The sequence below is a fragment of the Pseudoalteromonas sp. AWM4_233 genome (assembly GCF_056158285.1).
Genome location: NZ_JBSWSZ010000001.1, coordinates 1000002 through 1021306, shown reverse-complemented (window position 1 = coordinate 1021306; position 21305 = coordinate 1000002). Strand labels below are relative to the sequence as shown.

At 41.7% G+C, this 21305-nt stretch carries 23 protein-coding genes; 2 read left to right on the top strand and 21 right to left on the bottom strand.

Going from position 1 to position 21305, the window contains the following annotated elements; genetic code table 11:
* Positions 1–24: 24 nt before the first annotated feature.
* Genes ACXAC4_RS04545 through ccmA form a run of 10 tightly spaced genes read right to left on the bottom strand, consistent with a single transcriptional unit; the run spans position 25 to position 7793 of the window.
* On the bottom strand, positions 25–759 hold the full coding sequence (locus ACXAC4_RS04545; RefSeq protein WP_349287185.1) for an MlaA family lipoprotein: 735 nt from the start codon (positions 757–759) through the stop codon (positions 25–27).
* The gene (ccmI, locus tag ACXAC4_RS04540; RefSeq protein WP_475164050.1) at positions 760–2034 is read right to left on the bottom strand and encodes a c-type cytochrome biogenesis protein CcmI; all 1275 of its coding nucleotides are present in this window, start codon (positions 2032–2034) and stop codon (positions 760–762) included.
* A 5-nt stretch (positions 2035–2039) separates the two neighbouring features.
* Positions 2040–2504, bottom strand: coding sequence for a cytochrome c-type biogenesis protein (locus ACXAC4_RS04535; protein ID WP_058029226.1), 465 nt, complete (start codon positions 2502–2504; stop codon positions 2040–2042).
* The gene (locus tag ACXAC4_RS04530; RefSeq protein WP_475159334.1) at positions 2501–3073 is read right to left on the bottom strand and encodes a DsbE family thiol:disulfide interchange protein; all 573 of its coding nucleotides are present in this window, start codon (positions 3071–3073) and stop codon (positions 2501–2503) included. The genes ACXAC4_RS04535 and ACXAC4_RS04530 overlap by 4 nt, the downstream gene beginning before the upstream one ends.
* A complete protein-coding gene (locus tag ACXAC4_RS04525; RefSeq protein ID WP_475159333.1) occupies positions 3070–5022 on the bottom strand; it encodes a heme lyase CcmF/NrfE family subunit in 1953 nt (650 codons plus the stop codon). The genes ACXAC4_RS04530 and ACXAC4_RS04525 overlap by 4 nt, the downstream gene beginning before the upstream one ends.
* Position 5023: 1 nt before the next feature.
* Positions 5024–5503, bottom strand: a complete 480-nt coding sequence (ccmE, locus tag ACXAC4_RS04520) for a cytochrome c maturation protein CcmE (protein WP_475159331.1) — start codon at positions 5501–5503, stop codon at positions 5024–5026.
* On the bottom strand, positions 5500–5703 hold the full coding sequence (ccmD, locus tag ACXAC4_RS04515) for a heme exporter protein CcmD (RefSeq protein WP_058029222.1): 204 nt from the start codon (positions 5701–5703) through the stop codon (positions 5500–5502). Before ccmD ends, ccmE begins: the two co-directional genes overlap by 4 nt.
* A 2-nt stretch (positions 5704–5705) precedes the next feature.
* Positions 5706–6443 (bottom strand): heme ABC transporter permease, encoded by a 738-nt coding sequence (locus tag ACXAC4_RS04510; protein ID WP_138483332.1) that lies wholly within the window; start codon positions 6441–6443, stop codon positions 5706–5708.
* 1 nt (position 6444) lies between these two features.
* Positions 6445–7131: a heme exporter protein CcmB gene (gene ccmB, locus ACXAC4_RS04505; RefSeq protein ID WP_138559509.1), complete on the bottom strand. Its 687-nt coding sequence runs from the start codon at positions 7129–7131 to the stop codon at positions 6445–6447.
* Positions 7131–7793 carry a cytochrome c biogenesis heme-transporting ATPase CcmA gene (ccmA, locus tag ACXAC4_RS04500; RefSeq protein WP_212747864.1) on the bottom strand — a complete coding sequence of 221 codons (663 nt, stop codon included), beginning with the start codon at positions 7791–7793 and terminating at the stop codon, positions 7131–7133. Before ccmA ends, ccmB begins: the two co-directional genes overlap by 1 nt.
* A 60-nt stretch (positions 7794–7853) precedes the next feature.
* On the opposite strand from ccmA, the gene fliK reads away from it, so the two are divergent.
* Both fliK and ACXAC4_RS04490 read left to right on the top strand, forming a co-directional pair.
* Complete coding sequence (gene fliK / locus ACXAC4_RS04495) at positions 7854–10634, top strand: flagellar hook-length control protein FliK (protein WP_475159328.1); 2781 nt, start codon at positions 7854–7856, stop codon at positions 10632–10634.
* An 11-nt stretch (positions 10635–10645) separates the two neighbouring features.
* Positions 10646–10942 carry an EscU/YscU/HrcU family type III secretion system export apparatus switch protein gene (locus ACXAC4_RS04490; protein ID WP_475159326.1) on the top strand — a complete coding sequence of 99 codons (297 nt, stop codon included), beginning with the start codon at positions 10646–10648 and terminating at the stop codon, positions 10940–10942.
* 37 nt (positions 10943–10979) lie between these two features.
* On the opposite strand, the gene ACXAC4_RS04485 is transcribed toward ACXAC4_RS04490, so the two are convergent.
* The 11 genes from ACXAC4_RS04485 to flhF form a co-directional block, all read right to left on the bottom strand.
* Positions 10980–11327, bottom strand: a complete 348-nt coding sequence (locus tag ACXAC4_RS04485; protein ID WP_475164049.1) for a DUF2802 domain-containing protein — start codon at positions 11325–11327, stop codon at positions 10980–10982.
* 84 nt (positions 11328–11411) lie between these two features.
* Entirely contained in the window at positions 11412–11909 is a 498-nt protein-coding gene (locus ACXAC4_RS04480) for a chemotaxis protein CheW (protein WP_138483340.1), read from the bottom strand.
* A gap of 24 nt (positions 11910–11933) precedes the next feature.
* A complete protein-coding gene (locus ACXAC4_RS04475; RefSeq protein ID WP_475159323.1) occupies positions 11934–12713 on the bottom strand; it encodes a chemotaxis protein CheW in 780 nt (259 codons plus the stop codon).
* A 7-nt stretch (positions 12714–12720) separates the two neighbouring features.
* Positions 12721–13491, bottom strand: coding sequence for a ParA family protein (locus ACXAC4_RS04470; protein WP_349287177.1), 771 nt, complete (start codon positions 13489–13491; stop codon positions 12721–12723).
* Between the two features lie 34 nt (positions 13492–13525).
* Positions 13526–14698, bottom strand: a complete 1173-nt coding sequence (locus ACXAC4_RS04465) for a protein-glutamate methylesterase/protein-glutamine glutaminase (RefSeq protein WP_349287176.1) — start codon at positions 14696–14698, stop codon at positions 13526–13528.
* 75 nt (positions 14699–14773) lie between these two features.
* On the bottom strand, positions 14774–17002 hold the full coding sequence (locus ACXAC4_RS04460) for a chemotaxis protein CheA (protein WP_475159318.1): 2229 nt from the start codon (positions 17000–17002) through the stop codon (positions 14774–14776).
* A gap of 15 nt (positions 17003–17017) precedes the next feature.
* Complete coding sequence (locus ACXAC4_RS04455) at positions 17018–17791, bottom strand: protein phosphatase CheZ (protein WP_349287174.1); 774 nt, start codon at positions 17789–17791, stop codon at positions 17018–17020.
* Positions 17792–17812: 21 nt separating this feature from the next.
* Positions 17813–18196: a chemotaxis response regulator CheY gene (gene cheY / locus ACXAC4_RS04450; protein WP_010364893.1), complete on the bottom strand. Its 384-nt coding sequence runs from the start codon at positions 18194–18196 to the stop codon at positions 17813–17815.
* A gap of 38 nt (positions 18197–18234) precedes the next feature.
* Entirely contained in the window at positions 18235–18945 is a 711-nt protein-coding gene (locus tag ACXAC4_RS04445; RefSeq protein ID WP_475164046.1) for an RNA polymerase sigma factor FliA, read from the bottom strand.
* Positions 18946–18971: 26 nt separating this feature from the next.
* On the bottom strand, positions 18972–19832 hold the full coding sequence (locus ACXAC4_RS04440; protein WP_138483351.1) for a MinD/ParA family ATP-binding protein: 861 nt from the start codon (positions 19830–19832) through the stop codon (positions 18972–18974).
* On the bottom strand, positions 19825–21294 hold the full coding sequence (flhF, locus tag ACXAC4_RS04435; RefSeq protein WP_475159315.1) for a flagellar biosynthesis protein FlhF: 1470 nt from the start codon (positions 21292–21294) through the stop codon (positions 19825–19827). Before flhF ends, ACXAC4_RS04440 begins: the two co-directional genes overlap by 8 nt.
* Positions 21295–21305 lie beyond the last annotated feature (11 nt).

The window sequence follows — 21305 nt, the reverse complement described above, 5'->3', positions numbered from 1 at the left end:
TTTCTATTAAGTATGCTTGCGTTCTTAAAGATTCTCTAAGAAGTCTTCATCAAAATCTTCAACTTCTTCTTCTTTGATTGGTGGGTTACCATCATGCAGCTCGTAAAGTTGACGCTGGAAGTAGATATCTTTCATGAACACATACGGGTCAAGTGACTCACGAAGTAGCTTCTCTTGCGATAATAAACTCGCACGCGTATCAATTGCTCTTACAGCAAAAACTAATAGGCTTTGAGGTGTAGACATCGCAAGTTCAGGTAATACAAACTTGTCTACCACGTCACCCGTGATGTTTCTAGCGGTAGACGGTCCATAACCTGGCAACATTAAATATGCGCCATCGCCAACGCCCCATACACCTAAAGTCTGCCCGAAATCTTCATCTTTATGTTTTAAACCTAATGAGCTTGCAACATCAAAGAGACCAAAAATACCCACCGTTGAATTCACCAAGAACCGCGCAGTATTAATGCCTGTATCTTTTGGTTTTCCCTGCAATAATGAGTTAACCGCATCAGTGGGAGCTGCAATATTGGTCGTAAACGCATAGACACTTTTTCTAACCGGATCATTGGTTACGGCTAGGTATCCTTCGGCGACAGGCTTCAAAATATATGCATCAAGTACATCCATATTGAAGTCATACACCGTTCTGTTGATACTTTGAAGCGGATCTCGCTCATCAACTTTTTCTGGGGCAACTGTTGCGCACCCTGAAATAATGAGTGCAGCAAACGCAGATAATATAGGTTTTAACATTTAGCTTCCTGTGCTGGTTATTACACGACTGATCTCAACACGCACAATTGACGGCGCATTATCTAAGGCTATCACGTCTGATTGACCTTCTAAGTCGCCCGTCTGCACCGTTACAGCTTCATCACTTGAAACTCGGGCAGTGATCTCAACTTTTTCAAAATTAGAAAGTTTCAGATCAGGCATCATAGCCATGCTGTCATCAAGTGTAACAGTAATCGGAAATTGAAATTGTTTTAATTTGTTCACAGCCAATGGCATTGGAGGGCCATTATGGGCTTTAGCAAAAATAAACAACGTCGCATTGTCTGGTAACTGACTTGCTATAGAATCATTTAACGACACAGATACCGTCAATGATGCACCTGCAGGAGGCTGACTTTCTTCATGCGCATGAGCATCAGGATTGATTTTATGCTCGATATCATGAATACGCTCTGAAATCATGGCAAAGCGAGGGTCATCTTGGGTCATAGAAGATTGTAGTACTTCAAATGCGGCTTTCGCTTCTTCCCAGTCTTGACGCTCATATGCAATTAATGCCAATAGCGAAATCGCGTCCATATTACTTGGATCAGACTGTAAAACTTTAGAAAGCATTCTCGCAGCGCGATTCATGCTCGGCTCAGTACCTTCAATTAGCAATACTTGGCTGAAGTTCACCAATACATTGTTATTATCAGGCTGCATAACCAGTGCTTTTTCAAAAGCTTGCTTGGCCATATCATTATCACCCAGTGACATAGCAACACGGCCTAACAGCATCCAAGCAACGGCATCATCGCCACTTTCTGCCAGCTTTGTGCGCAGACCTAAAGCAAATGCTTGAAGTTCATTCTGAGACAGTGGTTCGCCTTGCTGTAAAACCGCACGTTCACCAAATTCTGGCAACCTATCGATGGCAGTGTACCAATCTTCTATTTGCTTTTGACTGCCTGTAAAGCCATAAAATACGGCACTCACTGCGACTAAAAAAGCCAAACCGGTTAGCGCGAATATACGGTTATTACCTCGAGCATTAAGTTGCTTCTCAGGAGACAACTCATTAAGCAAGCGGCGCTTTAACTCAACAATTGATTCGTTGTAAGCTGTTTGCTCAATTTTCTTATCCGCAAACTCTTGCTCTAAATCATCTAAGCGCTGTTGATAAATAGCAATACGCTCTGCATTGGCATCAGAATCAACCGCGATGACCTTTTCACGTCGTAAAAATGGCACCACAACAAACAAAGCGGCAAGAATTGATAATAGAGCAAACATGCCCCACATTTGCGTCATTGCGCTCATGAATTATGCTCCTGACGTTGATACTGCTTGATCAGTTGCGCGAGTTTTTCTTCGTCTTGCGCATTCCACTTTTGTTTCTTTGAAGCCTTCTTTTGTCGAAAGACAATAAAGCCAAAACCAATGATCACAATTAATACTGGTAATACCCAAAGTACAATGGTTGCAGGTGTAACCGGCGGTTGGTAGTGAACAAAGTAACCATAACGGTCAATCATGTAGTCAATGACTTCTTGCTTTGATTTTCCTTCGTTAACTAACACTAGCACCTTGTCACGTAAGTCCTTAGCGACAATGGCATCTGAATCAGCGATATTCTGGTTTTGACATTTCGGACAACGAAGCTCTTGTGTCAGAGCCTTGAAGGTTGCTGCACGCTCAGCATTCGCAAACTCATATTCATCTTGGGCACTGTAAGCTGAGAAGCTTAAAATGCTCAGAAATAACAAAGTTAAAATTCTCATTCTGATAACTCCTGCATAACAGGTGCAAACTTAGCACGCCAAACTCGAGGGTTTATATCTCCTGTGTGGTGCAATAAAATCGTACCATTGGCATCAACAAGGAAAGTTTCCGGCGCACCTGAGACGCCTAAATCAAGTGCCAGTGTGCGGTCTAGGTCTAAAATATTGAATTGATATGGGTTACCAGCTCTATCAAGCATATTCTGCACTTCATCACGCAGTGCATTAATATCAAATTGATCGCCAAAGTCTGGGTCATAGGCTTGTTCATAGTACAACCCAATAATGCGCACCCCACGCTCTCTTAGCTCAGTAAGATAGCCTAACTCAGCGATACAGGTTGGGCACCAAGTGCCCCATACATTCAGTAAATATACGTCACCTTTTAGGTCGGTATCACGCCACTGTTTTGATTCATCCATTAAATCAGGTAAAACAAAGCTAGGCATCGTTTGACCTATACGACCGGTTTGTAACTCTCTTGGGTTACCAAACAGGCCTTGGTATAAGAAAACGCATAAGAAGATAAAGATTAAAAAAGGAATAAACCCTAATAGCTTTTTATTCATGCTACAGCTCCCTTTACCTTTCTTCTACGGTAACGCTTATCTGCCACAACCATGAAACCGGCAAGTGAAATTAAAATACCACCTAGCCACATCCAGCGAACGTAAGGTTTGTGATAAATACGTAATGACCATGCACCTTCACTCAATTGCTCACCGAGTGCTAAATATAAATCTCTGAAGAAACCATCATCAATCGCGGCTTCTGTCATAAATTGCATCCCGATATCATATAGGCGTTTTTCAGCATATAACTCAACGATGAATTTATCGTCTTTTAGCACAGTTACCACACCCGCATGACCACTGTAATTAGGACCACGAATTTCCTTTACACCGTCAAAGCGATAGCTGTACTCATTTAATTGTGCCACGTCACCTGGTTTCATACTAACTGAACGTTCAACTGAATACGCTGATGTGAGTGTCACACTGGCTATCACAAATGCAATACCAATATGGCCAAGTACCATTGCCCAATAACTTAACCCTAAACGTTTTAAACCATGAGCAAAGCTATCTTGTGCTGACGCCTTATCAAAAACATCTAGCAATGTGCCTAGCGTGATCCACACTGCAAGCGCCGTTGCGATAAACGTCATTGGCGCAACATATTCATAGTTAGGTAGTAACCACAATGCCGTCAGCGCCAAAGCTAAAATCAACATGCCCCCCCACTTTTTCACCATAGGCGGTAATTGGTTTTGCTTCCAACGCATCATAGGTGCAATACCTAGTAATAAAGCGAAAGGCACAACCAAAATAGAGAACATTTGATTAAAGAAAGGCACACCAATTGAAATGGTGCCCAGGCCTAACTCTTTATGGATCATAGGCAACAAGGTGCCCAGTAATACAATGAGGGTTGCAACCACTAAAAAGATATTATTTGCCCAAAGAGTCACCTCTCGAGAAGCAAACTTATAGCGTCCCTCACTGTAAACTTCTGAAACGCGCATAGCATATAACGCTAAGCTTCCGCCAACCACAACACCTAAAAACGACAGAATATATAACCCTCGGTCTGGATCAGTCGCGAAGGCATGCACTGAGACAATGATCCCTGAACGAACGATAAAGGTACCCAGCAAACATAAACTAAACGCAGTAATCGCAAGTAATACCGTCCAAGATTTAAACACGCCGCGTTTCTCAGTCACAGCTAAAGAGTGCAGTAATGCTGTGGCAACTAGCCATGGCATCAGTGAAGCGTTTTCAACCGGATCCCAGAACCACCAGCCGCCCCAGCCAAGCTCAGCATATGCCCACCAACTGCCGATAGTGATACCTAATGTTAAGAAACCCCACGCAACCATCGTCCATGGACGAGACCATTTAGCCCAAGTATTATCAAGCTTACCAGTTAGTAATGCCGCTATAGCAAACGCAAAGGATACAGATAGGCCCACATAACCCATATAAAGCAATGGCGGGTGAATGATCATACCAGGGTCTTGAAGAAGCGGATTTAAATCACGCCCTTCTACTGGATAATAAGGCAGTAAGCGCTCAAATGGGCTCGACATCCATAAGGTATAAAGCATAAAGCCAACACCCAAGAAACCCAGCACGCCAAGTACGCGCGCACGTAAAACCCAAGGTAACGAGTTCGACATAAGCGCAACTAATGCAGTCCAAGACGACTGCATTACGAGCCATAATAAAATAGCACCTTCATGGCCACCCCAAGTCGACGTAACCTTGTAATACCAAGGTAAGGTTGTGCTTGAATGATGTGCCACATACGCGACGGTAAAATCATCAGTCAGCGTGACATAAATTAAAATTGCGAAAGAAAATAGGACAAAAAGACACTGACCAACAGCTAAAGAAGGCGCTGCTCGCATTAACCTAAGATTACCGGTGTAAGCGCCCCATAAAGGAAAAATACATAGCAATAGGCTTAAGCCCATTGCCAGTACAAGCGAGAAATAACCAATTTCTGGGATCATACTAATTCTCGTTATTTAAATTATATTTTGGTTTTTCGTGTTTGATACCTTTAACGGCTTCTGCAATTTCAGCAGGCATATATTCTTCATCATGCTTGGCTAAAACTTCAAAGGCTTCAATCACATCAGGCTCAATTAAAGTACCTTGTGCGACAATACCCTGACCTTCACGGAACAGATCTGGCAAAATACCATGATAGCGAATAGTCACCATCGGGCCGTTATCAATGAGCTTAAACTCAACATCTAACGAAGTTTCATCGCGCTTTACTGAGCCTGGTACAACCATGCCGCCAATTCGTAACTTTTGACCTACAAAGGGCATTTCATAGTTTTCACCCTTACCATTTATGAGCTCTGACGGGGTATAGAACAAATTAATGTTTTCTTGTAATGCGTATAAAGTTAAGCCAATCGCTGAGCCAAGACCAAAGATAATGCCTAGCACAGCAAACATGCGCTTTTTACGTCTAGGGTTCATGCTTGCGCCTCCTCTTTTGCTTTCTTAATACGCTCTTCACGCAACATTTGCGCTTTTACTTCTTTTTTTAGTTTCTTACCATCGTTAAGAGAACTAATTAGAATACCAGCCAAAATAGCGGCACAAGAACCATATGAAAGCCACACAAAGAAGCCGTAGCCACCCATAGCAATAAAGTCACTAAAAGATTCGAACTGCATTGTTAACCTCGACTTACTAAACTGCGTACCCAAGGACGGTGTTTTTCACGCTGAAGGATTTCATTTTTTAAACGAATCAGTGTAATCACACCCACAAAACCAGCAAAGCCTGCGATGTTGATAAATAAAGGCCACAACATGCTAGGGTCAATTGCCGACGTATCAAACTTAGTGATGGTTGCACCTTGATGTAACGTGTTCCACCACTCAACTGAGAAATGAATAATAGGTAAATTGATCACACCTACGATCGCTAAGATACAAGCCGCTTTACCCGCCGCCTTTTTATCTTCAAACGCATGATAGAGCGATAAAACCCCTAGATATAAAAATAAAAGAATGAGCTCTGAGGTTAAGCGTGCATCCCACACCCACCATGCTCCCCACATAGGCTTACCCCATGCAGCACCGGTGATGAGAGCAATTGCAGTCATTGCAGCCCCTACAGGCGCAATCGCGATTACAGCTAACTCAGCATTTCTCAACTGCCAGACGAGCGCCACAATTGCGGCAATCGCCATTGAAGAATACGCGCCCATAGACAAAATGGCTGAAGGCACATGAATAAAGATGATCCTGTAGCTGTCTTTTTGTTGGTAATCTGCTGGCGCAAACGCTAAGCCCCAGACCCAACCAACAACTAAACAGACAACGGTAATTACGGCAAAATACGGCAGTAAGGTGTTACACAACTGGTATGCACGATCTGCTTTAGCGTAGGGATGTAACCATTTCCACATGTTAACTTACACTCACTCTTAATGCTGACGATATGGCCAAAGGTGCGGCAATGCAGGCAACTGCTAACATCGCACCCAAGATTGCAAGCTGTCCGCCATATGCCAGCGACATGCTACTGGTATCAATGGCCGAGGTTGCAAAAATTAGGACAGGAATATAAAGAGGTAAAACAAGTAAACTCATTAGAATACCTCCTTTTTGTAAGCCCACTGTTAAACCAGCGCCGATGGCACCGATAAAGCTTAACAATGGGGTTCCGATTAATAAGGTTAAAATGGTTGCACCGAGCGCCTGAGACTCAAGGTTCATCAAAAGTGCAAACATGGGTGCCATTAGAACCATAGGTAAACCAGTGATGGTCCAATGCGCAAAGACTTTCGCTAACACGCACAAAGACAATGGATAAGGTGAGGCAATCATTTGCTCTAATGAACCATCGTGATAATCATCTCTGAATAACTTATCAAGGCCTAGCATGGTAGACAGTAGCGCTGCGACCCAAATAATACCTGGCGCCATGCGGGCTAATAACCCAGGCTCAGGGCCAATTGCTAAAGGAAACAAGGTAATGACGATTAGAAAAAACAATAACGGGTTTACTATTTCTGCACGTTGCCTAAATGCTAAAGTGACATCTTTGCTGTATACAGCTTTAAAAAGCTGCCAATAAGAATGATTTACTTGCATTAGTGTCGATACTCCAGCACTAAAGTTTGTAATTGTTCAAAATGCTGCGTGAGGTCTTGGTGCGTTGTTAATAAAATTGACCCGCCTTGCTCGAGATGCTCATTAAAGCGGCACTGCAACATGGCAACGCCTTTTTTATCTAGGGCTGTAAAAGGCTCATCTAAAATCCACAGCTTTGCGCTGTTAAGCCAAAGCCTAACCAGTGCAACTCGGCGTTGCTGACCTGCTGATAGTGTTCTGACAGGTACATCTTCTAGGCCCACTAAGCCTAACTTGCCTAATAGGTCATACACCTGACTTTCATCGTTATAACCGTGAACACGCAACCAATGACAGACATTTTCAAATGCTGTAAGTTGGGTGTTTACACCCGTTTTATGCCCAATGAATAATAACTCAGCAGCAAATTCATCGTAATAATCATTAATTGAACGCTGCTCGAACAGTACTTCACCCTCTTCTGGTTGAGCAAAGCCTGACAAGATCCTCAATAAAGAGGTTTTTCCCGCACCATTTGGGCCTTCAATTTGCATAATCTTGCCAGATCCGAGTGTAAAGCTAAGCGCTTCAAATAAACAGCGTTCTTGCTTGACGCAAGTGACAGATTTAACCTCTAGCAAATTAGTATTCTCGGTGCGTAAAATTGGGCGATAGTCTACCATAATGGTATGGTAATACGAACAGAGCTTTGCGACCGATTACTGAAAATTTGATTTAAAATAATGAATGAATTGCCAATTATAAACCTGAACTCGGTCTCATCTGAGTCTATCTCAACTTTAAGCGAAGCAAATAGACGCGCTTTGCATAACTCGATTGAGCAATCGTTCTTAGCCAAAAACATTTCGATAAAATCTGATTCAATCAGTATGGACATCGAAATAAATGGACGCTGGCAAACAGTTCGCCTTGCTATAGAGCCTCAAAGCCAAAAGCTCGAACTACCAGAAGCAATTGTTAAGCTCGATGAAACGGGGTTAAAGTTAGCATTACAAACCCCAAAACAGGGTCTGCATATAAAGGCTACTGACCAATTACTCTCTCTGTTAAACTTTTTAAAAGGAGATTCAATTGGCCCAAATATCACGACACACGCTGAAATAAAAACCACACCCGCGAGCCTTCAACTTCCGAAACTTGACGTAAACCTAGCAATCAATCCAAGCCTTGCAAAAATACTCGCCGCAGAGCCTAAATTAATTGCAAAATTAAACGCCAATACTGCACAGGTGTTACTCACAATTAGTGATCGCTTTGGAGAGCAACTGCTCAAACAACCAATCGCCAAAAATAAAATTACACAGAGCCTAACAAATAGCTTTCCCTCTATGATGCTTAATTTTTCTGAGAAAGCGCCAAAAGTTCAACACCCAGTCACCAAAGCCGCTTTATCACTCAGAAATATAGAACTGCTTTCAAAAAATACCCAAGACAAAAGCTGGCGGGCTGCAACACTTACTTCCACCATGCATGGCCTTGAAATTAGCGAAAAGTCGAAACAATATACCATTCAATTAAAGCATTCAGCTAAGTCAATGCTTACACAGGCTACAAAACTGGAAAGGCCCACAAACGAGGCGCCTCTCAAATCGGGGTTGCATTATGACAAGCCTTTGCTAAATGTTTCATTTAAAGACGTAAAGCAAGCAGTGCGAGCTGCATTACAAAATATTATTGCAGCGCCTTTTATGTTGATCGGTGAGAAAAACATTAAGAACACTGTTTCTTCAAATGTGGATATCTCGGTTATTGTGAATAAATTACCAAGCTTGAGCAAAACACCCGCATCTCAAACGTTCATTTACCCTGAAGCCAAAAACTTAAAATCAGATCCGATTGTGCAGCTATTTTCTCAGATCAGACAAACAATAGCTTTTACACCTCAATTTACGATTACGACACCACTCAAAGTACCTGAGCACCTTTTAGCAACCTCACTATTTTCTCAGGAAAATTTGAAAGCAACGCCTAAAGCATCCACGACATCAAGTGTAAGTGATCCAAATAAACTTCCATCTGAGTCAATGCCCTCACCTAAACAAGAGTCATCATTACATCAGCCAAAAGCCAAACAGGTGAAGACTGAAATAGACTCCAACAAAGCTCAAATGGCTACGCAAGAAAGGTTTATATCTAAAGAGTCAATTCAAAGAACACCTTTAAGCAACGAAGTTAACGCAGAAAGAGGGCTAACCTCCCCCTTTCTAGGAAATAAAAACGCAAATAAAAGTGAGCAATTACAAACACCAAAAACTGCTATTAACGAAATAAAAATTCGCTCTACGACTTCTGCTTCATCAGACCTACAAAGTGCAGTATCGCAAATACATAATAAGGCAGGAAAAGAGCAAATTAATGTTAAAAATGGGGCTGCTTCAGATACTCAAAGTTCAATGCAAAACAGTATGGGGTCGATAATACAACAAAGTAAAATTGTTGCGAAAAATACTAATGCTATACAACAAAGTCTCAGCCCCCAATCTGAAATAATGAATGATTCAAACCAAGTTAAGCTTCCTAGCCAAAATGTAGTATCAATCATAAAGAACCATTATGTGCCTTCAGGTAGCCTCGAGAAACTTTTGATTAAGCCATTTATATCTGAGCTACAAATAGATAAAGCCGAGAAATTGGTGCCGGAAGTAAGCTCAGAGCAGATTAATAAACTCTCACGCTTTAGGGATGAAAAGTCACCAGACCTTACGCGTTTGGTGCATCAAGCTTTTTCTAGAATGATAGATGAGAAACAGCACTCTTCAGCGCAAATTGCCAATGAGCTTAACTTACCAAACCCACTTGCAAGCGCAGCGACTCAAAGCAATATAAATACAAACCTACAAAGTAGTAGCTTACTGAATAACGTTGAAAAGTTGCTGCTCACATTTCTATCTGCGCCAAAATTGATGCAAAATGAAAATAACGACAGTACAACTCAAGCGAAATTCGATGCACTGTTAAAAACCCTACAACCCAATTTTAAAGCACAGAATATCGGCCAACTTCAGCAACACATACCTAATTTAAACTCACCTTTAATGAGTGAACTCGTGCAACTCAATAATAGTTTGCAACAAAATATGGTTCAGTCAGCAAACATCAACCAAAATCAAAACCAAACTAGTGATACCCAACTATTAGTCAGTTTGTTTTTACCAACAAAGCTCCCTGACAATTGCCAACAGACACATTTACAAATAGGCAATTATAAAAAACCAGCAAAAGGCAATTTACCTGAAAAAACGGTTTGGTATATCCGATTAAACTTCGACTTCGCTTCTACTGGGAAACTCTCAGTGCAAGCGGAACTCATGGATAAATCACTAGAATGTCAAATAACAGGAAACTCCTCTCATGTATGTGCAATAGCTGCGCCGCACCTTGATACTTTGAGAAGGAAATTAAGTGCTCATGGTCTGCAAGTGGGTGACATCGAGTTAACTGAAGACAGTGAAAAAGCTGATTTGTTTTTTACTCAGCATGCTATCGTCAATATTCAGGTTTAGGGGAAGAGAAAATGGAACAAAAATCAGCTATTGGCTTGCTATATGAAGCGGGCAAGTCACCTGAGGTTGTCTGTAAAGGGTTTGGTGACTTAGCCGATGAGATCATTACCCTAGCCAAAGAAAAAGGCATTATGATCCATGAAGATGCCGAATTGGCGTCGACATTAAATCAACTTGAGTTACACCAAGAGATCCCTAAAGAGCTCTATTATGTCATCGCCGAGTTAATTGCTTTTTCTTATGTTTTAAGAGGAAGGTTTCCACCTGGCTGGGAAGGTTTTAATAAGAAGTTGAATATAAAGGCTTGAAACAAAAAGCGCCGAGGAAAGTACTCAGCGCTTTTATTTAAGATTGCTTTTGGTGCAATGAAAGAAGTAATTCCGCTTCTGCTCGAGGTATTTCACACTCTTGCATTATCTCTTCGAGATCGGCACCTAGCTCAATCATTTTAACCGCTCGAGAATAAATTTTTGCATCTGGATCATCGTACTTTTGTGCAGCTTGCTGCTGGGCTAAATCTTTCGCAAAATTTTCGCAAGCCAGTAAGCGCTTGCCAATACTCATTAAACCTGATCTTAACTCCGCTATTTCACTGCGTAGTATCTCAGTTTGAGCATTAGATTCTTCGAGTTGTTGTTTTAAAAACTTCTGATTTTTATGATTTTGTTCTAACTTTTTTTGCAATCCAAAAATAAACCCCAGACATATTAAAAAAAGGATGCCTGAGGTAATAGTAACTACAATAAAAGCAAGATTTTCTTGAACGACAGCTAGCACTTATATGTGACTCAACTCATCCCACTCATCATCGCTAAGTAACTTATTCAGATCAACAAGAATAAGTAGCTCACCCTCACGGTTCGAAACGCCTTGGATGAACTTAGCACTTTCTTCAGTACCAATGTTTGGTGCACTGTCAATTTCTGAGCTGCGTAAGTACACAACTTCAGCAACACTATCAACAAGAATACCAATCACTTGCTTTTCTGCTTCGATGATGACAATCCTAGAATTGTCTGTCACCTCGGCACTCATCAAACCAAAACGTGCGCGAGTATCAATAACAGTAACTACGTTACCACGTAGGTTGATAATACCGAGAACATAGCTTGGTGCACCTGGAACTGGTGCAATTTCAGTATAACGCAGCACTTCCTGCACTTGCATTACATTAATACCATACGTTTCGTCTTCTAACTTATAAGTTACCCATTGAAGAACTTCATCATTACTGTCGGCATTATTGTCTGCAGAAAGTAGTCTATCTTGGCTCATGGTTATACTCCATAAAGTTCTGAGTTACTGCTCTTGGCTATCTAAGCCTTGCTCTAGTAAGCGGTTTAAATTCTCTACATCAATCAAAGCACACATTTTTTCTTTAATGACGCCAGCAAGCCAAGGTCGCTTGCCACCGTTTACACGCCATTTAATGTCTTCAGGCTTTAATGTAATGTTATTTATTAAGTTTTCAGCCAACAGCCCCCATGGGCTATCACCGAGTGTAATTAAATATTGATAATCCAGTTTTTCTTCAAGCTCTGGGGTATACTTCTCAGGCATAACCCATCTGGCAGTATCAACAACATTTAGCTTTTCTTCACGGTTAAGCATGACACCTTTAAACCACTTAGGTTTGCCGAAAAGCTGTGTTACTTCTCCTAGTTGGTGAATACCACCTAAAGACTTTAGAGGAACAGCAAGAGTTAGCCCTGCGACTTCAAAAAATAGTGCTTGAAACTCACTTTCACCATACTCTTCTTGAACACTTGTTAAACTTGGTTCAACAATAGCTTCTTCTTTGATAATAGTATTATTTTTTGTTAACTCAAGATCTTTCGACTCACCTTCTGGGATTTCAACAACCTCAGGGCTTTCTAATTCCGGGGCAGGTTGAGTCTCAATGATATCTGGTACAACTTTATTGACTGGTTGGCTTAACTCTGTCTCAGTAATCTCAGGTACACGCTCGAGTAATTTTGCCACAGGGGCAAGCGCAGTCTCTTGAGGCTCATCTTCTTGTAATAATGCGCCAAGATACTGCTTCATCACCTTTTCATTAGCAAACAAGTGTTTACTCATATAGCTTCTAACTACCCTTCATTAAATACTCTAGTAGTGCTTTATACGCAAATACACCTCTAGATTTTGGACAAAACTCAACTGGCGCTTGCTGTGCCAAACTGGCATCTCTAAATTTTGTGTCAACCGGAATAACACCGGGCCAGACAGACCCTTCGTAATTGGCAAGCAATGTTTTGTATGCCTCTAACGATGCCTTGGTTCGCTTATCATACATGGTTGGTACGATGGTGTAATTATATTGTTTTGCTTGAGAGCTTTGCATTAATTCCATGGTACGCATCATACGATCTAAACCTTTAAGCGCTAGGAACTCAGTTTGCACTGGAATTAGCACACGTTCACTGGCTGCAAGAGCATTTACCATTAACACGCCTAATACAGGTGGGCAATCAAGAATCGCATAGTCGTAATGTTCGCTTATTTTCGCCAGTGTTTTTTTCAGGATTAAGCCCATACCATTGCGATTACCCATGCTTCTATCAAGCGTCGCAATTGCCATTGTTGCCGGCAAAATATCAAGGTTTTCAATGGTTGAGGGGCATAAAGCTTGGAGGATTTCCTCGCTCTCCATTGCCGTCCCTCGAGCAAATATGTCATAAACACTGACTTCTAACTCTTCAGAATCAATACCAAAATAATAAGTCAGAGATGCGTGAGGGTCTGTATCTATAAGCAAAACGCGTTTGCCTTGCTTGGCAAGAATACCGCCAAGACTCACCGTAGTCGTTGTTTTACCAACGCCTCCCTTTTGATTTGCTACAGTCCAGATCTTCACGAAACAATTACTTCCTAGTGCTTGAACAAATAGATTAACAACCTATTTCTTTATTTATTCTTGTTGCGACGTCATGTAAAGCCAAGCTTTCAGAGGATAGTCCTGCATTTGTAACAGCTTGAGGCATGCCGTAAACCACGCAGCTCTGCTCATCCTGAGCCCAGATTGTTGCACCTGATTGTTTGAGTAAACGTGCGCCGTCTCGACCATCAGCACCCATCCCCGTTAAAACTATCGCGAGTACATCAGCTTGATAAGCTTTTGCTGCACTTGCAAAGGTGACATCAACACACGGCTTGTAGGTCACTCTTGCACTATCATCCTCAAAAACTCGAAGCGTTTTCATTGCGCCTTTTGATTCAACCAACATTTGCTTACCACCTGGCGCTAAATAAGCAACACCTGGCTGTAATTTATCACCATGTTCTGCCTCTTTTACCTTTATCTTACAAAGGCTATTTAGTCTAGTTGCAAAAGCGGGTGTGAAAGCAGCTGGCATATGTTGAATCAACAATATCGGGTGTGGAAAGTTAGCAGGTAGCTGCGTTAGTATGGTTTGCAGTGCAACTGGCCCACCTGTTGAAGTCCCTATTGCCACAAGTTTATATTGCTTTCCAGACGCTTTGAACTGTTTAGCTGTTGCAGTTGAACTTGATGCTGGCTGAACAGCTGCTCTTTGAAAACTTCTATCAGGTTGAGCAATGCTTGATGTGCGAGATGCTGCTGCAGACCTGTCTGCCACCGGTGATTGAGTAGCCGCTTGCTTGTTCACTGCTGGTCGCGAATAGCTGCTAACTGAACGAGGAAGTCTTCTTCGCCCGATTTCTTTCACCTTGTTTTGTAGAGACTTAATTGCTTCTTCGCTATTACGGGCTATGTCTTCAAACTTTTTAGGCAAGAAGTCTAATGCACCTGCATCAAGCGCATCTAGAGTAGCACTTGCCCCTTCTCGAGTTAGTGAAGAAAACATCAGGATTGGCGTAGGGTTAGCCTGCATAATTTTTTTTACGGCACTAATTCCGTCTAAAATAGGCATTTCTACATCCATAGTAATAACGTCTGGACGTAATGAAGCCGCTTTTTCAACCGCCTCTTGCCCATTAACAGCAAAGTCAATTACCTTAATATCACTATCTTGCTCTAAAATTTCGCTGACTCGACGCCTAAAAAAGCTTGAATCATCTACAACTAAAACTTTTACTGCCATTGGCATACTCTATGAATTCTTAAGAACGAAAAGTGGTGCATCCGCACCACCTTTTAACTGTTTTGCTATCTCAGGTTATTTACCTGCATAGTGTTTTAGCATATTTGGCACATCTAAGATTAATGCTATGCCACCATCTGAAGTGATTGTCGCACCTGCCATGCCAGGAGTACCTTGCAATAATGCATCTAATGGCTTGATCACAACTTCTTCTTGGCCGATGAGAGAGTCAACCACAAAGCCAACCTGTTGAGTACCTATCTGCACTATAACAACATGACCTTCGGCTTTCTTCGTTGATCTATCGGCACCCTTAACTAGCCAATGCTCTAAGTAGAATAAAGGAATTGCTTTTTCACGCACAATGATCGTTAGCTGGCCATCTACTACATTTGTTTTTGTCAGATCTAAGTGGAAAATTTCACTTACACCAGCAAGAGGTAAAGCAAATGTTTGCTCGCCAACTACAACCATTAAGGTTGGTAAAATAGCCAGTGTAAGAGGCACTTTAATCTCAAGGATAGTACCCACACCGAGCTCTGATTGAATATTAACAGAGCCGTTAAGTTGAGTGATTTTCGTTTTAACTACGTCCATCCCAACACCACGGCCTGAAATATCTGAAATTTCTTCTTTTGTTGAAAAGCCAGGAGCAAAAATCAAGTTATAAGCTTCAGTGTCAGATAATCGACTTGCTTGGTCCGAATCAATAACGCCTTTATTTATCGCAATCTTTTTCAGTTTCTCAGCATCCATCCCTGCACCATCATCTTTAATGGTCAACAGAATATGGTCTCCTTCCTGAGAGGCTGAGAGCGTCACTGTACCTGTGCGAGGTTTGCCTGATGCCTCACGAACATCTGGCATTTCAATACCATGATCAACTGAGTTTCTAACTAAGTGAACGAGTGGATCTGCAAGTGCTTCAACCAAGTTTTTATCTAAATCGGTCTCTTCACCTTCAAGAATAAGATTAATATCTTTCTTTAAACTACGTGCTAAGTCTCTAACAACACGAGGGAATCGGCCAAACACTTTCTTAATTGGCTGCATTCGTGTTTTCATTACCGCACCTTGTAAATCTGCGGTAACTACATCAAGGTTAGATATCGCCTTACCCATAGCTTCACTGCTAGAGTTATTTGCCAAACTAACGAGGCGGTTTCTGACTAGTACCAGTTCACCGACCATATTCATGATTTGGTCTAGACGCTTAGTGTCAACACGGACGGTCGTCTCAGCTTGAGGCGCAGGGGGCTTTTTGGCCGATGCAGGTGCACTTTGCGCTTTTGCAGCTGGAGCTGGTGAAGAAGCTGGCTTTGCTGGTTGAGGTGCCGGTTTTGGTTTAGCAACTGGTTTAGTTATAACAGGTTCGGGCTGCTTAGGTTCAATACTTGGAGCAGGCTTGTTGGAATCAGCCCCTTCTAAAGATTTTGGCGCACCACCTTTACCATGAAGCTCATCTAACAATGCCTCAAACTCTTCATCGTTTATTTCATCATCACTCGAAGGGGATGCTGGAGTTGGTGAAGAAGGGGCTTGGCTAGTGCTAGTGTTTGTACTTGTTGGAGGAGGTGAACTAATCGAACCGAAACTGCCAACGCCATGAAGCTCATCTAAAAGACTGTCAAACTCATCATCAGTAATATCACCATCATCTGAGTTTGAAGCAGTTGAAGCCGCTGAAGTAGTTTGCTCTACAGCTGGGCCTTTACCAGCCCCATGTAACTCATCAAGTAAGCTTTCGAATTCATCTTCTGTTATTTCATCGATGCTATCTGAGGCAGATTCACCAGCAACTTCATCGGTATCAATATCAAAAAGAATATCATCAGCAGATAAGTCTGCTTGAGGAGCATCCTCAACAACAGGGTCTGGTTCTGAATTTGGAATAGAAATTTGTTCGTCTTCTGATTCAGGCTTACTCAATTGATGAAGTGTTTCAAGTAATGCTGGGTCTGCAGGATCTGGTTGCTCACGATTTTGAATATGTGCGAACATTTCATTGATGGTATCTAGGGACTGAAGAATGACGTCCATCAGTTCTGGAGAAACAGAGCGTTGCCCTTGTCTTAACACATCAAAAACGTTTTCCGCGCCATGACATGCGTCTACAAGCTCAGTCATACTCAAAAAGCCTGCACCACCCTTTACAGTGTGAAAGCCTCTAAAGATTGCATTTAATAATTCTTTATCTTCAGGGTTATTTTCTAGCTCAACAAGCTGCTCAGATAACAACTCTAATATTTCACCAGCTTCAACAAGAAAGTCTTGTAATATATCTTCATCGACTTCAAAGCTCATGTACACACTCTCCTATTAGAAGCCTAAGCTCGACAATAAATCGTCGACCTCATCTTGATTAGATACGACATCTTCTCTAGATTCAGCATTCATTATCGGACCTTCTGGTCCTGATAACTCTGCAGGATCCATTTCAGCAATCTGAACCTCTTCAATATTTTCTTTTTGTTTTGATTGAGGTTCTTCTGCTGTACCAAATACAGTTAGTAAGTGGATTAAACTGTCTTCTACTTCTCTAACTAATTCGATAACACGTCGAATGACCTGACCTGTTAAGTCTTGATAATCCTGAGCCATTAAAACATTTGTCATATGCCCTTGAAGTTCATCCGTAGTTGCTTGTGAGCCTTGCATAAACTTATCTAAATCATGACAAAGAGATTTGAATTCACCAAGCTGGATATCACGTCTCATGAGTCTATCCCAAGTTGGCTTTATATCAGATAAATCGTCTGCAAGCTGTTGCGCGAGAGGCAGACTTGCTTCAACTGCATCCATCGTTTTATTGGCTGCATTTTCTGTCATTTCCATGACATAATTCAAACGTTCTTTAGCATCCGGTAAGGCTTCTGTCGTCAAATCAGAAATACGAGTATCAAGCTCAAAGTTTTTCAATGACTCGTGTAGTTGACGGGTCAATTTGCCCACTTCAGCAAAAAGCTCAGATTGCTCCTTACTTGCAGCCTCCATGATTAACTTATCTGCTTTATCTTGCTCGCCTTGCTCAAGATAAGTCACAAGTTGCTTAGCTTGCTCAAGTGTTATTTGAGGCACAGAAGGTGCTGACATCCGCCTCTCCTTCTTAATTATCTAGCCTAAACGTTCAAACACTTTTTCTAGTTTTGTTTTAAGTGTTCCAGCAGTGAAAGGTTTTACAATATAACCATTTACACCAGCTTGCGCCGCAGCAACAATTTGCTCTTTTTTCGCTTCAGCCGTCACCATAAGTACTGGAATATGCTTAAGACTGTCATCTGCACGTATAGCACGAAGAAGATCGATACCTTGCATACCTGGCATATTCCAGTCCGTGACTACGAAGTCAAATTCTTGATTTTGAAGCATAGGCAAAGCTGTGCTGCCATCGTCTGCTTCTTGTACATTTGTAAAACCTAAGTCTCTAAGCAGGTTTTTGATTATTCTTCTCATCGTAGAAAAATCATCAACCACAAGAATTTTCATGTTTTTATCCAAAACATCCTCCAGTGAGGTTTGAACCTATTATTATTACTCTAATTGACCCAGTCATTGATTTTAGCCCTAAGCCTGATCATTGCCTGCCCATGAATTTGGCTTACTCGAGATTCACTTACATCGAGTATTTGCCCTATTTCTTTTAAATTCATTTCATCGTTATAGTAAAGAGATAAGACTAGCGCATCTCTTTCGGGTAACGATTGAATCGCCGTTAGCAACGATTCGTTAAAGCGTTCATTTTTAACGTTATTGAACGGTTTGTCTAGCGCTAAATCATTGTTAACAGGAGTGATTACGTCTTCATCAACCCCCAAATCTTCAATTCCAATGATTTTACTTGCATTCACATCATGTAGAATATGATGGTACTCATCCAGAGTAATATCAAGTTTTTCAGCAATTTCAGTGTCTTTTGGCTCTCGACCTAGGACGCTTTCTAGATTAGCAATTGCTTCAGCAACCATACGACTATTCTTATGTACACTTCTTGGTGCCCAGTCTCCACGGCGAATTTCATCTAACATCGCGCCTCGGATCCTGATCCCCGCAAAAGTTTCAAAACTTGCACCCTTACTTGCGTCAAAGTTTTTACTGGCTTCAATCAAACCTATCATGCCTGATTGTACAAGATCGTCTAACTGAATATTTGCTGGTAAACGTGCCAACAAATGGCACGCCACTTTTTTGACAAGACCGGTATGACGCTCTATCACTCTATTAAGGTTGTCTGTAGTTTGATAGCCCATCGCTTTACCCATCGATGACGACATAGTTATCCGTTGACTAGCTGTTCAATAAAAAACTCTAAATGACCAGAAGGTTGATGTGGTATTGGCCATTTAACTGCTTTACTCGCTAACCCTCTAAATGCAACCGCTGCCGGAGAGTTTGGAAATAACTCAACAATGGTTTTTTGACGGCGAGAAGATTTACGCATGTTTTCATCAAACGGAATGGTTGCAACTAATTCTAGTGCAACATCTAAGAATCTGTCAGTAACTTTCGAAAGTTTAGCAAAAAGCTCCTGCCCTTCGCGTAAGCTTCTAACCATGTTAGCAACAATTTTAAAACGGTAAACACCGTGTTCACGACTAAGCACCTTGATAAGTGCGTAAGCATCTGTAATTGAGGTCGGTTCATCACACACAACGACCATCACATCTTGTGCTGCGCGAGAAAAACTAAGAACCATGTCTGAAATACCCGCTGCGGTATCGACAATTAAAATATCAAATTCTGTATTTAGCTCGCTAAATGCGCGGATGAGACCTGCATGCTCTGCAGGTGTCAATTCAACCATATTTTGCGATCCTGAGGTAGCCGGTACAATTTTAATACCAGCAGGACCTTCAACTAAGATCTCATCTAACTCACACTCACCCGAAAGGACATGAGACAGGTTTTTTTCTACTCTTAAACCAAGCATCACGTCACAGTTTGCCAAACCTAAGTCAGCATCTAAGACGAGCACTCTGTTTCCTTGCTGACCAAGTGCAATAGCCGTATTTAATGAGACATTGGTTTTACCAACCCCTCCTTTACCACCCGTTACTGCAATTACTTTTACGCCATGGTTGCCATTTTGATTCATTCTACGCAGGCCACTTGCTTGATCTAATACTGTGTTAATCATACATTCCTACTGTCTGAGACGCTACAGGTACACGTCGCGAATGTTGTGCTTTTATTCTCTTTAAATACAATTGCTCAGCCTTTTTGACCATTTTATGAGCATTTGCTACACGAATGTCTTCTGGCACTCGTTGACCGTTAGTAAGATACCCTATTGGCAAGCGATTTTGAATCGCAATACTAATAATCTCGCCTAAACTTAGACATTCATCAAGTTTTGTAAAAATACAACCACTTAAATTCACTTTTTGGAAGTGACGAACCGCTTCTTGCAGTACATGCATTTGCGATGTTGCACTTAAAACCAAATAACTTCTAATATCGACTCTAGAGCTTCTCATTAACGTATTAAGTTGTTCTGTTAAACGGATATCTCTTTGACTCATACCCGCAGTATCTATTAATACTAGACGCTTATTGCGTAAATGATATAAAACTTCTGCTAATTCATTGGCATCTTTTACTTGTTTGACTGGACAACCAATAATTCTGCCGTAAGTTGCCAGTTGCTCATAAGCACCAATTCTATAAGTATCAGTTGTGATTAACGCAACTTTGTCTGCACCGTATTTCTGCGCGCCTAATGCAGCAAGTTTAGCGACTGTCGTTGTTTTACCTACACCAGTTGGACCTACTAATGCATATACACCACCTTGACGAAGAATATCGTTGTTGGTTGTATGCATTTGATTAGCTACCATTTCAAGCAATGAATTCCAAGCTTCTTTACGAGAAACGTCATCAGGGATGAAGCAAGCCATTTGTTCAGCAACTTCTTTATCAACGCCCATACCTTGTAAACGGTCAACTAAACACGCTCTCGTTGGGTCTCTTCTTTCCATTTCTTGCTTCATTAAGCCTGAAACTTGATGTTCAAGTAATTGACGAATGGCATTCATTTCTTCTCTCATGGTTGCCATTTCATCGACTTTTTTAGGCGCAGGCTCAAAATCATCAGCAAAGCCTGTATCGAGGTCATCATCAAAATTCCATGATTGCGCTTGCTGTTGAGTTTTAACATTTGACTCAGCCCTGAAATTTTGCGTTGAGGTTGGACGCTCATATCGCTCTTCAGTCGCTTGACGAGGCTTAAATACTTCTTCGGTATTAATGCCAGATTGAGAGAACATAGAAGCAAGCTCAGGTGAACGGGGCTTCGGCGCTTGCCTGTCTAATAGTGCCTGTAAACTATCAGCAACTTGAGCCTGAGGCTCTGGTTTTGCACGCTGCGGTTCAGGGCGAACAAAGCGCGGTTGTGTAGCTTGGAGCTGCGCAGGCGCTGTATTTACTTGTGGCGCCTCAACGGGTGCTTCTGGCGCTCTATCATTATCTACGGCTGCAACAATTTCTACACCATCTGCCAGTTTCTTGTTCGACATAATCACAGCATCAGCGCCAAGCTCTTCTTTTACTTCTTTCAGTGCTGTGCGCATATCTTTGGCAAAAAAACGTTTAATTTTCATGTTACAACCCC

Bases quoted from the DNA above. Each gene is read 5' to 3' on its own strand.
- ACXAC4_RS04510 (WP_138483332.1), bottom strand. From the start codon at position 6,443: ATGTGGAAATGGTTACATCCCTACGCTAAAGCAGATCGTGCATACCAG.
- ccmE (WP_475159331.1), bottom strand. From the start codon at position 5,503: ATGAACCCTAGACGTAAAAAGCGCATGTTTGCTGTGCTAGGCATTATC.
- ACXAC4_RS04460 (WP_475159318.1), bottom strand. From the start codon at position 17,002: ATGAGCTTTGAAGTCGATGAAGATATATTACAAGACTTTCTTGTTGAA.
- ACXAC4_RS04445 (WP_475164046.1), bottom strand. From the start codon at position 18,945: ATGGGCTATCAAACTACAGACAACCTTAATAGAGTGATAGAGCGTCAT.
- ACXAC4_RS04490 (WP_475159326.1), top strand. From the start codon at position 10,646: ATGGAACAAAAATCAGCTATTGGCTTGCTATATGAAGCGGGCAAGTCA.
- ccmD (WP_058029222.1), bottom strand. From the start codon at position 5,703: ATGCAGTTCGAATCTTTTAGTGACTTTATTGCTATGGGTGGCTACGGC.
- ccmB (WP_138559509.1), bottom strand. From the start codon at position 7,131: ATGCAAGTAAATCATTCTTATTGGCAGCTTTTTAAAGCTGTATACAGC.
- ACXAC4_RS04455 (WP_349287174.1), bottom strand. From the start codon at position 17,791: ATGTCAGCACCTTCTGTGCCTCAAATAACACTTGAGCAAGCTAAGCAA.
- fliK (WP_475159328.1), top strand. From the start codon at position 7,854: ATGAATGAATTGCCAATTATAAACCTGAACTCGGTCTCATCTGAGTCT.
- ACXAC4_RS04545 (WP_349287185.1), bottom strand. From the start codon at position 759: ATGTTAAAACCTATATTATCTGCGTTTGCTGCACTCATTATTTCAGGG.
- ACXAC4_RS04525 (WP_475159333.1), bottom strand. From the start codon at position 5,022: ATGATCCCAGAAATTGGTTATTTCTCGCTTGTACTGGCAATGGGCTTA.
- ccmI (WP_475164050.1), bottom strand. From the start codon at position 2,034: ATGACGCAAATGTGGGGCATGTTTGCTCTATTATCAATTCTTGCCGCT.
- ACXAC4_RS04530 (WP_475159334.1), bottom strand. From the start codon at position 3,073: ATGAATAAAAAGCTATTAGGGTTTATTCCTTTTTTAATCTTTATCTTC.
- flhF (WP_475159315.1), bottom strand. From the start codon at position 21,294: ATGAAAATTAAACGTTTTTTTGCCAAAGATATGCGCACAGCACTGAAA.
- ACXAC4_RS04475 (WP_475159323.1), bottom strand. From the start codon at position 12,713: ATGAGTAAACACTTGTTTGCTAATGAAAAGGTGATGAAGCAGTATCTT.
- ACXAC4_RS04440 (WP_138483351.1), bottom strand. From the start codon at position 19,832: ATGATTAACACAGTATTAGATCAAGCAAGTGGCCTGCGTAGAATGAAT.
- ACXAC4_RS04480 (WP_138483340.1), bottom strand. From the start codon at position 11,909: ATGAGCCAAGATAGACTACTTTCTGCAGACAATAATGCCGACAGTAAT.
- ACXAC4_RS04465 (WP_349287176.1), bottom strand. From the start codon at position 14,698: ATGGCAGTAAAAGTTTTAGTTGTAGATGATTCAAGCTTTTTTAGGCGT.
- ccmA (WP_212747864.1), bottom strand. From the start codon at position 7,793: ATGGTAGACTATCGCCCAATTTTACGCACCGAGAATACTAATTTGCTA.
- ACXAC4_RS04535 (WP_058029226.1), bottom strand. From the start codon at position 2,504: ATGAGAATTTTAACTTTGTTATTTCTGAGCATTTTAAGCTTCTCAGCT.